The following is an 11,965-nucleotide window of genomic DNA, read 5'->3' as shown; positions in this document are numbered from 1 at the left end:
TCCCAACTCCTAATGCTACACTCAAAGTAACATTGACAAAAATTTTGTTATGATATCCATTCCCCAACCACCCCAAAAAATGACCGTTGAGGAATATCTCGAATGGGAAGCTCAACAAGAGATTCGCTACGAATATGTCAACGGCGAAGTTTTTGCCAGAATGGGCAGTACAATTCCCCATAACGATATTGCACTTAACTTTTACAGGAACTTGCGCCCGCATCTGCGTTCCAGAGGCTGTCGGATGAACGTGTCAGATGTGAAATTGCAAGTCAGTTTTCAAAGCCGTTACTACTACCCTGATGTGATAGTCAGTTGCGATCCAGAAGACATTAATTCGCGCAATTTCATTCAGAATCCTAAAATCATTGTGGAAGTTCTTTCTCCCAGTACAAGTGCTAAAGATCGGGATGAAAAATTCACTTGTTATCTGAAAATTCCGACTTTGCAAGAGTATATCTTGATTGATTCACAAAAGATTTTTGTTGAGCGTTACTGTCGGGGAGAGGGGAGAATGTGGCTGTACTATTCTTACACTGCTGGGGAGATTATCACTTTATCAAGCATTGAGTTTGATTTGCCGATCGCACTTTTGTATGAAGGTGTTGGATTTGAAACAGAAACAGAAACGTAAAGGGGAATATTGAAACCGCAATCTCTGTAGGGGCGGGTTCACCGAAATCTTTAACACAAATCAAACAATCTGATAAACCCGCCCTCCAACGCCCTATTTTACATCAACATTTGATTCAATAAATTAATGGTAAATTTGTATTTTCTATCGGGTGGGGGCGGGTTTAGGAGATTATTAATTTTTTCCATAGATGGTTGGTGAACCCGCCCCTACGGTTCAATTGTACCTGGTGTTGATTCAATACAGTTCAAACTATCGCGTCCAAGCCAGCCAGCGGTTAAACAAATTTTTCACAAACGGCGTCAAACGAGTGCGATTGTAAGCATCCCCGGCTTTGCGAATTGCATCAGCTTGTGTTGGATACGGGTGAATTGTGCTAGCAATCTTTCCCAAACCAATATTGTTAACCATTGCCAAAGTAATCTCGCTGATCATATCCCCAGCGTGGCGCGCTACAATAGTTGCACCTAATATTTTATCGCTGCCTTTCTTGACGTGAATTTTCACAAATCCTTCCTCTTCGCCGTCAATAATTGCCCGATCGACTTGACTGAAAGGAATTAAAAATGTATCGATATCAATGTTTTTTTCCTTAGCCTCGTGTTCCCCAATTCCGACGCGCGCAATTTCCGGGTTTGTGTAAGTACACCAAGGTATCGTCAAAGCGCTGAGCTTTTTGCGCCCGAAAAATAGAGTGTTTTGAATCACCATCCTCGCGGCAAAATCAGCAGCGTGAGTAAATTTATGTTTCATGCAAATATCGCCTGCGGCATAAATGCGGGGATTAGTAGTTTGCAAGTTGTCGTTGACAAATACGCCAGTTTGTGTATCGTATTCGACACCGATCGCCTCCAGATTCAATCCTTCCACATTGGGCGATCGCCCTGTACTCACAATAATTTCATCTACTGTTACCCATGCTTCCTTACCTTGACATTTATAATAAATTACTTTGCCTGCATTTGTTTTTTCAACGCGATCGATTGTGGATTCTAGTATTAGTTGAATTTCTTCGCGTAGAAAAGCCTGCTGCACAATTTTAGCAGCATCCGCATCTTCCTTATCTAAAATCTGAGCATTTTTGTGCAGCAATACGACTTCCGAGCCCAGCCGCCGAAAGGCTTGAGCCAATTCGCAGCCGATCGGCCCTGCGCCAATTACTGCCAAACGCTGAGGTCTTTCTGTGAGGTTAAAGACAGTTTCATTTGTCAAATATCCAGCTTCTTGTAAGCCGGGAATTTGTGGTTGTAGCGCCCTTGCACCTGTGGCAATTACTGCTTTTTTAAAGCGGAGAGTTTGACCTGCAACTTCTATGGTAGAATTGCTAGTAAAACGACCCGAACCTAAAAAAACATCGACTCCTAATTTGTGCTGGTAGCGTTCAACAGAATCAACATCGCTGATTCCCGCCCTGATGCGGCGCAGCCGTTCCATCACAGCGGCAAAATCCACTTCTGCACCGTTAGAAACATTAACACCAAATTTATTTGCTTCCCAGATATCGCCAACAGTGCGAGACGAGCGAATTAAAGCTTTGGACGGCACACAACCGACATTCAAACAGTCGCCCCCCATCAAATGTTTTTCAATCAAAGCAACTTTCGCGCCCAAACCTGCGGCACCGGCAGCAACAATTAATCCGGCGGGCCCCGCGCCAATTACTACTAAATTATAACTGCTAGCCGGCTGCGGATTTACCCAATCTGGCGGATGCAAATAGGAGACTAATTTCTGGTTGTGCTCGTCCATCGGGGGGACAGTTACGCGATCGACTTTTGACTGCGACATTGGCAAATTATCCTAATTAAATACTTTCTTCCAAAGCTTTGCTGGCTATGCGAGTGATAAATACAGTAACAGCGACAGTAGCAAGAAAGCTGATAATATTAATCAACCCTTTTACTGCGGAATCTTGAGGACTTGCATACACAGTTGCCGTGCCTATCGCAGCAACCTCTCCCACCAAAGAACCCGAGTAAACGTACATAATTGTACCCGGTATCATGCCAAAGGAACCCAGCACGTAATGTTTCAAAGAAACTTGAGTGATTCCCAGAGCATAATTCAATAAATTGAAAGGAAATAAAGGACAAAGACGAGTCAAAAAAACTATTTTTAATCCTTGTTGGGAAACTGCGCGATCGAGAGCTTTAAACTTGGGGTGAGATTCCATATATTTTACCACGCGATCGCGGCACAAATAGCGCCCGATCGCAAAAGCAAATACAGCACCTAAAGTGGACGCCGCAAAGACGTAAACCGAACCCCACCACAAACCAAAAATCGCCCCCCCTCCCAGCGTCAGTACCGAACCCGGTACAAACAGCACAGTAGCCAAGTTATAAGTAGCTACAAAAGCCACTGGCCCCCACCACCCTAAATCCTCGATCCGCATTAACAGAGTTCTCAAAACATCTTGAACGTAGGCGGATCTAGTTGCTACAATTAAGAGAGCGAGCAAAAGTGCGATCGAAAAAAACAACACTATGCGTTTAAATTTTACCCTAGCATAATCTTGGATTCGTGCTTTTGTCATGATTAACCCGCAAATATTTATCAGCATTATACTGCAAACTTAAATTATTACTGTAAACTACCCTAAAAGCGATCGTCATGACACCAAAAGCCCAACTTCCAATCCCCGAACATTTTGACCACGAAAAATTAGGCGAAGTCTGGCGAGTACCCTACCAAGAACGCGCCGCCCAAGCGAAAGATTGGGCAAAGCAGCACAACATCCAACCAGCAACCAGCGACAAAAACCGCATTTGTTTGATGATAATCGATGCCCAAAATACCTTTTGTCTGCCCGAATTTGAATTATTTGTGGGCGGGCGTTCCGGTAGCGGTGCTGTCGATGACAACCTGCGGCTGTGCGAATTTATTTACCGTAATTTAAACGCAATTACAACCATTGCGCCGACAATGGACACCCACACCGCCATGCAAATTTTTCATCCAATCTTTTGGATAAACGAAGCTGGCGAACACCCCCTACCCGCCGCAAGTTCTATTACACTCGAAGATGTCCAAAAAGGCATTTGGAAAGTCAATCCAGCCGTCGCCGATAGCATCAGCGGGGGCAATTTTTCAGCACTGGAAAAACAGGCTTGCCACTACGTCAAAAAACTCAGCGCGGATGGGAAATATCCCCTGACAATTTGGCCCTATCACTCGATGCTGGGTGGCATCGGACACGCGCTGGTTTCTGCGGTGGAAGAAGCAATATTTTTTCATACTATAGCCCGCAACAGCCAAGCACTTTTTGAAATCAAAGGCGGGAATCCACTGACTGAAAACTATTCGGTTTTGCGGCCGGAAGTGTTAGATGGATTCGACGGCAATCCGATTGCGGAAAAAAATGCTAAGTTTATTGATAAATTGCTCGATTTTGATGCGGTAATTATTGCCGGACAAGCCAAAAGTCACTGCGTTGCTTGGACAATTGATGATTTGCTGACTGAAATTTTGGCGCGAGATCCGAATTTGGCAAAGAAGGTTTATTTGCTGGAAGATTGCACTTCGCCTGTGGTTGTTCCGGGTGTTGTTGATTTCACGGAACAAGCAGATGCAGCTTATCAAAGATTTGCGGCGGCGGGAATGAATGTGGTTAAATCTACTGAGTTAATTCTGGGCGATTAAAGACGAGTGTTTTCTATTGGGTTTTTCAGTGCAAAAAAAGTCTACATGATTAACCAGATGCGGTAATTTTTGTTTGCTTGGCCCTCGGCTGCGATCGCATTTAACTGATTACTTATGATATCATATAGCAATCCTAAATCATTTGTGAATTTCTTACTCCCTCCCCTTACAAAGGGGAGGGTTGGGGCAGGGTAAAAAATTTACGACCCGGCAAGGATTGCAATATTCGGTAAATCACTTACTAGAGAAGTGTAATCAAGGAGTTTCCCGATGGCTGAAAGCGAAATTTATAGTGTTGTTCTGTTTCGGGATGCGAGTGTGCGAGCAATTTCAAAACTCTCGGTAGCCATCGCCACGACTCTTCTGAGTACAGTTGTAACTGCAACCCAAGCCTACGCAGTTCCCGTCACCTACGATTTCACCATCACTGTTACCAAAGGCGGGTTAGCGGGCAATTCATTCAACGGTTCTTTCAGCTACGATGATGCCAAATTGAAGGGAAAAGGAGTGGAAGAATTGGGAATTACTGACGGATTAACGACCTGCCTAAATTACCTTGGACGCACTTATCGCGAAACTGATGATACCAGTTATCCTAACTTTCCCACACTCAGATTTGAGGATGGCAAGATCACACAACTAGACTTCTGGATTCAGCCGAATCAGCGAGTTAATTGGTGGAATTTACCTGGATGGGAAGTCAAGCTGTCTGAGCCTAAAATGAGCGATTCAACTGTTCCCAATTGTCAAAAACGGTGAGGCGTGGGTAAGGTGCGATCGACCGTAAAAATATAGGAGGAATTAGATGCAACTGCCTACGCTTACGGTAATTTCATGCAGCCACGCTACCAATGTGCGATCGTCGATCATCTGCTGGGGCGATCGAATCTTTACGATCGCTAGGAACGAATGATATCATGTGCGATCGAGCGATTAAAAGGGCGGGTTTTTGAGATTGTCAATTATTGGCAGATATTTTCCGTGAACCCGCCCCTACCGTATTATGGGTAATAGACCGGAAATAATATGACTCAAAGATTGTTTGAAAAAAACCGCATGATTCCTCTTCTCTGTCGGTCAATAGTGCCTCTGCGGTTGACGATTTTCAATAACTATTTCCCATCCAATCTGGGGACTTCTTGCAAAAAGCTGCCGCTCAACATTAACTCAGTCATCCGGTCTAAGTTGCCGCTGACTTGCAATTTTTTATCTGTTTGAAAGCGCTCGATATCTGCTTTTAAATTGCCGCTATTATATCCTAATTTACTCAAATAGTCAATAGCTTGTTTGTCACTTAACAAGATATCCGCCGAACGAAAAATCGGCACGTATTCCTCCCGCCAAACCTGGGCAAAAGTTGCTCTATCTAAATAGAAAATCCGGCCCCGCGCCGGGTCTCCAATGGCAGCTACACTGTCATTCATTCCCAGCAAAGCCACCGCGTGGGGTAGCTTCCGAGGGCCGTCAAACAGCCAAACTGCTAGGACTCCGGGGCGATTAATTTGCTGAATTTGCTCCCAAGTTGGCGTTAGTTCGATCGCATTTACGCCCAAAGCTCTTGCTGCTATTATTAACTGTGGCATCGAAGTTCCCAAGCGACTCGTGCCGGCAAAACGCGCTACATTCGATTCCGTCGCATCGATTCCCCAACGCCTTAACACTGTTGCTAGGGCGGCGGGGGCGCAACTGCTGTTAGATGTTTGTCGAAATACACCGTTGGGCTGCAAATTATCTATTAAATCATCGTAAATTGGCGCCATAAAATAGTTTTCAGCGCCTGTAAATCCTCCCAATCCCAAGCAACCAATTAAGATTACTGCGATTACTTGCGATCGCGCTGTCAACCAACTTATACTAAAGCCAATACCGCAGACTCCCATCAGCATCACTCTGAGCAAAGTCCAAGTAACTCGCATCCCGTGAAAGCGCCACTCGATCGGCAAAGCAGGCATTTGAGGCATATTTAAAGCCAGTAGCAGCAAGGCAATATAAAAACCCAAAAACAGCAGGGCGATCGAGTTTCTGCCCTTGAACAAATCATTAGCCGTCACTCCCGATCGAACTAACACCCGCCCGAACCGCATTCCCCAGACAAACAGCACCGAACCCAGCACCAGCGTCACTACTATTTCCATGACCTTAAAATTTTGTTGCTTAACGCTAGTTGTAACATTTATGCGATCGACTTGAACCCCAATCAATAGTGCGAGAGAGGAAGAGTGGGAGAGAGGAAGAGTGGGGGAGAGAATTTGACCACGAATTTCAAAGGTGGTACCCGCCACGTGATTTATCCGTGGAATCAATCCAAAATCGAAAATCACTTATTGCCCCCGCATTTATCCGTGGGCTCAATCGAAAATCGAAAATCTAAAATCTAAAATCGATTGACGATGTTTGGGTTTGGTTCCTGAATTTCTCGCTACAATCGAATAAACAGGATTTATCCAAAATCGAAGCAGGTAAAACAACCCTTAATTCTCAAGGCTTTGACCTGCATAGCTTGCTCGATATTAAGTTTTTTCAGGTTTTTCTTGATGAGTCTGAGTCAATGGTTGAGAATGAGATAATTCCGCTACCTAACCCAACAGGAGACATTGCCATGTTTGCCAACTTAAAGCTGAGAAACGGGATGCGACTAGGATATGCACTTCCCATTGCTTTGAAGGGGATTAATGTGTGGGTTTTTTAAAGATAGGAAAAATTTAAGATGATTAACTTCAAAGCCACCAAATTAAGAGAGCGTATTCTGTGGGGATATTCCCTACCTATTTTGCTTTCAGTTGGAGCAGCTACTTTGGTTTTCTTTAATGCTAAAGAAGTCGAAGAAAAAGCAAAAGTGCTAAATAATTCTCATGCTGTTGTTATAGATTTGAAAGAGCAACAGCTAGGATTTGCAGGTATGCAAAAAGCGGCTCGTGGGTATTTTTTGGCCAAAGATAGTGCTTTCTTAACTGAATACAATGAAGAGGCAAACAGCTTTGACAAATCCTATCAGGATTTACTTAATCGGGCACAAAACCCGCAACAGCGCCAGCGGCTAGAGGAAATGAAGGTCTTAAAAAATCAGATAGACCAAGGCTATAAACAAGCCTTTTCTTTGGTTGATCAAGGTAAGCAAGACGAGGGACTTAACTTATGGAAGACACAAATTGTACCAAAGCTTCGTCAGGTTGATGCTATAGCTAAGGAGTTTCAAAGCACCGAGGAAGGGATTTTAATTGAGCAAGAAAAAGAGCAAATTAAAGCTTTGCAGTTCCTGACTACAGTGGTGATTTTAAGCACTGCTGTAGCTGCACTTACGGCAATTGCGATCGCTCTGGGGATTGCTTCAGGCATTGCAAAGAGCATGAATCAGTCAGTCAATATGATTGTTAGTTCTTCCACAGAAATTGCGGCCACAGTAGAACAGCAGGAACGCACAGCCGCACAGCAATCGAGCTCTGTAAATCAAACGACAATCACAATGGATGAGTTGGGCGCGGCTTCCCAACAATCAGCCCAGCAAGCCCAAGCTGGTGCGGAATCTGCACGGCTTGCTTTAAAGAGCACTGAAAGGGGAACCCTAGCAGTGGAGCAAACCCTGGAATCGATGAGAATATTGAAAGAAAATGTCGGGGCAATGGCGGCACAAATTCTGCAATTGAGCGAACAAACCCATCAGATTGGCAATATCTCTACGGATGTCACAGATTTAGCAAATCAAACAAATATGCTGGCACTGAATGCCTCAGTAGAAGCAGTGCGGGCGGGCGAAAACGCCAAAGGTTTTACTGTCATAGCCACAGAAATCCGCAAACTAGCAGATAAAAGTAAGAAATCAGCCGAGAAGATTAACCGCCTTGTCTATGATATCAAGAATGCGATAAATTCCACCGTAACGGTGACAAAGGAAGGTACTAAAACAGTAGAAGAAGGAACAAAAATTAGTCAAGAAACAGCAGCAGCTTTCTCGGAAGTAGCAAATGCGGTTAACAATGTGGTATTGAACAATCAACAAATTTCTCTAACGGCTCAACAACAAGCAGTTGCTATTAAACAAGTAGTGGATACTATGAACAGCCTCAACCTATCTGCCCAAGAAACCGCTAGTGGTATTACTCAAACCAAAGTAGGCACTCAACAATTGAACGATGCAGCCCAAAATCTCAATTCAATTGTCTAAAGGGTGCTCAGTGTTTTGGGCGAGCAGATTAGCCATTGATAGCATTGAGTCCATCGATTTTAGATTTTAGATTTTAGATTTTAGATTCAAGCATTGACCCCACGGATAAATTCGGGGGCCTGTTTATCGGATACAGGTTTTTTATTTCTTGGTCCTGAGTCTGCTTTCGGAATGAATCCGGGGGCTTGTATCCTGGATGCTTTCGGTCATGAATATATCTGGCAGCCCTCCCAGCTTGTCAAACCTGCGGCATCCAAGTCAAAACGATCGCACGCGAGTGCATCGCCAAAGCCAGGGCGATCGAATTTCTGCCCTTAAACAAATCCTTCGCAGTAACTCCAGATCGAACTAACACCCGCCTGAACCGCATTCCCCAGACCCACAGTACCGAACCCAGCACCAGCGTCACTACTATTTCGATGAACTCAAAATTGTGTTGCTTAACGCTAGTTGTAACATTTATGCGATCGACTTGAACCCCAATCAATAGTGAGAGAGAGGAACACTGGGAAAGAGAAACTGTGGGGGAGAGAATTTGACCACCAATTTCAAAGGTGGTACCCGCCACGTGATTTATCCGTGGAATCAATCCAAAATCGAAAATCACTTATTGCCCCCGCATTTATCTCGCGCAAGTCAATCGAAAATCTAAAATCTAAAATCTAAAATCGATTGACGATTTTTGGGTTTGGTTCCTGAATTTCCAGCTACAATCGAATAAACAGGATTTATGCAAAATCAAAGCAGGCAAAACAACCCTTAATCCTAAAGACTTTGACCTGCATCGCTTGCTCGACATTAAGTTTTGCCAGATTTTTATTGATGAGTCTGAGTCAATGGTTGAGTTAGTAAAGCACGGAAAGCAAAAAAAAGCGCTGGAAGTTTTTTCACGAAAAAAGCGGCATTAATTATGAATTAGTATTACGGATTAAATAACTACTTGGGTGAAAAACATCAGGAAATTATTGACGCTGCAACTTCCCCCCACAAAAGTCAACAACGAATCAAGGAGTAGAAAGTGCAATGTGGCACAATATTATTCGGCTTAGTAAAGTAGTTCCCTTGGGCTTCGGCTCAATTTTTTTCTTAATGATTAGCATCGGATTTGCCACTAAATTGAGTATGGATAAGTTAGCCGAAGCTATTGAGTGGCAAACGCACACTTATGTAGTCCAGACAAATTTGCAAGCCCTAGAAAAAGATTTAGTGGATGCTGAAACAGGACAGCGGGGGTTTATCTTCGCTGGCAAGGAGGAATTTTTAGAACCTTATAAAAATGGTCAAATAGCCTTTTATAAAACACTAAATGAGACAAAAGAGTTAATAAAAGATAACCCAGAACAAGTGAAAAAATTGGAGAAAGTAGAAAATTTGGGTCAGCAAAAACTAGATGAATTAGCGGAAACTATATCCCTGAAAAGGGCGGGTAAAGAACCAGAGCTAAGAGCCTTGGTGATTTCAGGGAAAGGCAAGATATTAATGGATGAAATTAGGGAGAAGCTGGCAGAAATGCTTACGGTAGAAGATGCTTTACTGGTTCAACGAACAAAATTAGCAAAACAGTCGGAGCAATTAGCGACGATTGTTTCTATAGGAGGTACGGTTGTTGCTGTAGTATTGGGTTCATTTATTGTATTATTTATTTTTGATAAAATTATCCGACCAATCAATCAGGTAGCAAATACGATCGCCAGTTCTTCCACAGAAATTGCGGCCACAGTAGAACAGCAGGAACGCACAGCCGCACAGCAATCGAGCTCTGTAAATCAAACGACAATCACAATGGATGAGTTGGGCGCGGCTTCCCAACAATCAGCCCAGCAAGCCCAAGCTGGTGCGGAATCTGCACGGCTTGCTTTAAAGAGCACTGAAAGGGGAACCCTAGCAGTGGAGCAAACCCTGGAATCGATGACAATATTGAAAGAAAATGTCGGGGCGATAGCGGCACAAATTCTGCAATTGAGCCAACAAACCCATCAGATTGGCAATATCTCTACTGATGTCACAGATTTAGCCAATCAAACAAATATGCTGGCACTGAATGCCTCAGTAGAAGCAGTGCGGGCGGGCGAAAATGCCAAAGGTTTTACCGTCATAGCCACAGAAATCCGCAAACTAGCAGATAAAAGTAAGAAATCTGCCGAGAAGATTAACCGCCTTGTCTATGATATCAAGAATGCGATAAATTCCACCGTAACGGTGACAAAGGAAGGTAATAAAACAGTAGAAGAAGGAACAAAAATTAGTCAAGAAACAGCAGCAGCTTTCTCGGAAGTAGCAAATGCGGTTAACAATGTGGTATTGAACAATCAACAAATTTCTCTAACGGCTCAACAACAAGCAGTTGCGATTAAACAAGTAGTGGATACTATGAACAGCCTCAACCTATCTGCCAAAGAAACCGCTAGTGGTATTACTCAAACCAAAGTAGGCACTCAACAATTGAACGATGCAGCCCAAAATCTCAATTCAATTGTCTAAAGGGTGCTTAGTCTTTTGGGCGAGCAGATTAGCAATTGATAGCATTGAGTGATGAATTGAGCTGGCAGCCCTCCCAGCTTGTCAAACCTGCGGCATCCAAGTCAATCGATTTTAGATTTTAGATTTTAGATTTTAGATTGGGCATGACTGATGACTATCTGGGTTTGCTGCTTGCCTACAGTTGCATTCTTTTTTTAAACTGGTATCAAAAGGAGCTCCGGCCCATCGCTACAGCCAGGGCGATCGAATTGCCTGGTAACACAGATCCGGACTCTGCCTCCAATTTTCCTGCTAGAAAAGCGATGATCGGGCTCTGGACATCGGTTCCTTGGCTCTTCCAGGGAACCAGTTATTTATGGTTTATTAGCAAGGGGGCGATCGCGTAAATAAACCCAAAATAAGATCACCATAGATAAAACGCAAGAAGCTTTCCAAACAAATAACCACCAAGGACTCCACCACGCGCCGGTTTGTACTTCGACAATATCTGAGCCACCAAACAACAAAAAAATTAGGCTAGTAATCAGGCGATTAATTCTGGTTCTTCCTGATGTTTTTCCGGCATTAATAGCGAAACCAATCGCAAACAAAAACCAGAGTAATGCTTCAAGATAATTGCCATATACATAGATTTCCTCTAATAATTTAGCTTGTGCTTCAGCTTGTTCTAAAGAAGCGGGATTTAACATGATTTGCCATGAATAAGCACCACCTATGCCGAGAAAAATAAATATAATTGTTAGTCTTATTGCTGCACCTTTTGTCAAATTCATAAATTAATTTTTAGGGTGGGTTAGGTGGTAACTATATGGGCAAAAAAAAGTTAATTCCCGTCTTATACCAATTTAATGTGAAGCAGACTAGCAATTGATAGCATTGAATCATCAATTGCGATCGCAGCCGTCCAAGCGTGTCAAACCCCGGCATCCAAGTCAAAAGGAACTCCGGTGATCGTATCGCTACCGCTTGGGCGATCGAATTTCTGCCCTTAAACAAATGCTCTTCTGTAACGGACGATCGAACTAACACCCGCCCGAACCGCATTT

At 43.5% G+C, this 11,965-nt stretch carries 12 protein-coding genes; 6 read left to right on the top strand and 6 right to left on the bottom strand.

Annotation, left to right across the window (positions count from 1 at the left end):
- Positions 1–49 precede the first annotated feature (49 nt).
- Positions 50–634 carry a Uma2 family endonuclease gene (locus tag QUB35_RS13805; RefSeq protein ID WP_333142443.1) on the top strand — a complete coding sequence of 195 codons (585 nt, stop codon included), beginning with the start codon at positions 50–52 and terminating at the stop codon, positions 632–634.
- Between the two features lie 252 nt (positions 635–886).
- On the opposite strand, the gene QUB35_RS13800 is transcribed toward QUB35_RS13805, so the two are convergent.
- Both QUB35_RS13800 and QUB35_RS13795 read right to left on the bottom strand, forming a co-directional pair.
- Positions 887–2,422 (bottom strand): mercuric reductase, encoded by a 1,536-nt coding sequence (locus QUB35_RS13800; protein ID WP_333142442.1) that lies wholly within the window; start codon positions 2,420–2,422, stop codon positions 887–889.
- 16 nt (positions 2,423–2,438) lie between these two features.
- Positions 2,439–3,170 carry a TVP38/TMEM64 family protein gene (locus tag QUB35_RS13795; protein ID WP_333142441.1) on the bottom strand — a complete coding sequence of 244 codons (732 nt, stop codon included), beginning with the start codon at positions 3,168–3,170 and terminating at the stop codon, positions 2,439–2,441.
- A 77-nt stretch (positions 3,171–3,247) separates the two neighbouring features.
- Between QUB35_RS13795 and QUB35_RS13790 the strand changes: the two genes are divergently transcribed.
- Together QUB35_RS13790 and QUB35_RS13785 are read left to right on the top strand one after the other, a co-directional pair.
- A complete protein-coding gene (locus QUB35_RS13790; RefSeq protein WP_333142440.1) occupies positions 3,248–4,276 on the top strand; it encodes an isochorismatase in 1,029 nt (342 codons plus the stop codon).
- Between the two features lie 270 nt (positions 4,277–4,546).
- Positions 4,547–5,035 (top strand): hypothetical protein, encoded by a 489-nt coding sequence (locus QUB35_RS13785; RefSeq protein WP_333142439.1) that lies wholly within the window; start codon positions 4,547–4,549, stop codon positions 5,033–5,035.
- A 353-nt stretch (positions 5,036–5,388) separates the two neighbouring features.
- On the opposite strand, the gene QUB35_RS13780 is transcribed toward QUB35_RS13785, so the two are convergent.
- Positions 5,389–6,558 carry a cysteine peptidase family C39 domain-containing protein gene (locus tag QUB35_RS13780; protein ID WP_333142438.1) on the bottom strand — a complete coding sequence of 390 codons (1,170 nt, stop codon included), beginning with the start codon at positions 6,556–6,558 and terminating at the stop codon, positions 5,389–5,391.
- A gap of 266 nt (positions 6,559–6,824) precedes the next feature.
- On the opposite strand from QUB35_RS13780, the gene QUB35_RS13775 reads away from it, so the two are divergent.
- Together QUB35_RS13775 and QUB35_RS13770 are read left to right on the top strand one after the other, a co-directional pair.
- Positions 6,825–6,965 carry a hypothetical protein gene (locus tag QUB35_RS13775; protein ID WP_333142437.1) on the top strand — a complete coding sequence of 47 codons (141 nt, stop codon included), beginning with the start codon at positions 6,825–6,827 and terminating at the stop codon, positions 6,963–6,965.
- 18 nt (positions 6,966–6,983) lie between these two features.
- Positions 6,984–8,438, top strand: a complete 1,455-nt coding sequence (locus QUB35_RS13770; protein ID WP_333142436.1) for a methyl-accepting chemotaxis protein — start codon at positions 6,984–6,986, stop codon at positions 8,436–8,438.
- Between the two features lie 238 nt (positions 8,439–8,676).
- Here QUB35_RS13770 and QUB35_RS13765 read toward each other — a convergent pair whose 3' ends face one another.
- Complete coding sequence (locus tag QUB35_RS13765) at positions 8,677–9,006, bottom strand: hypothetical protein (protein WP_333142435.1); 330 nt, start codon at positions 9,004–9,006, stop codon at positions 8,677–8,679.
- 455 nt (positions 9,007–9,461) lie between these two features.
- Between QUB35_RS13765 and QUB35_RS13760 the strand changes: the two genes are divergently transcribed.
- Positions 9,462–10,919: a CHASE3 domain-containing protein gene (locus QUB35_RS13760; protein ID WP_333142434.1), complete on the top strand. Its 1,458-nt coding sequence runs from the start codon at positions 9,462–9,464 to the stop codon at positions 10,917–10,919.
- 353 nt (positions 10,920–11,272) lie between these two features.
- Here QUB35_RS13760 and QUB35_RS13755 read toward each other — a convergent pair whose 3' ends face one another.
- On the bottom strand, positions 11,273–11,692 hold the full coding sequence (locus QUB35_RS13755; protein WP_333142433.1) for a hypothetical protein: 420 nt from the start codon (positions 11,690–11,692) through the stop codon (positions 11,273–11,275).
- A 31-nt stretch (positions 11,693–11,723) separates the two neighbouring features.
- Entirely contained in the window at positions 11,724–11,948 is a 225-nt protein-coding gene (locus QUB35_RS13750) for a hypothetical protein (RefSeq protein WP_333142432.1), read from the bottom strand.
- Positions 11,949–11,965: the final 17 nt, after the last annotated feature.

Source organism: Microcoleus sp. B13-B6, from assembly GCF_036705405.1.
Lineage (GTDB): Bacteria > Cyanobacteriota > Cyanobacteriia > Cyanobacteriales > Microcoleaceae > Microcoleus.
This window is presented reverse-complemented; position numbering and strand designations above follow the sequence as displayed.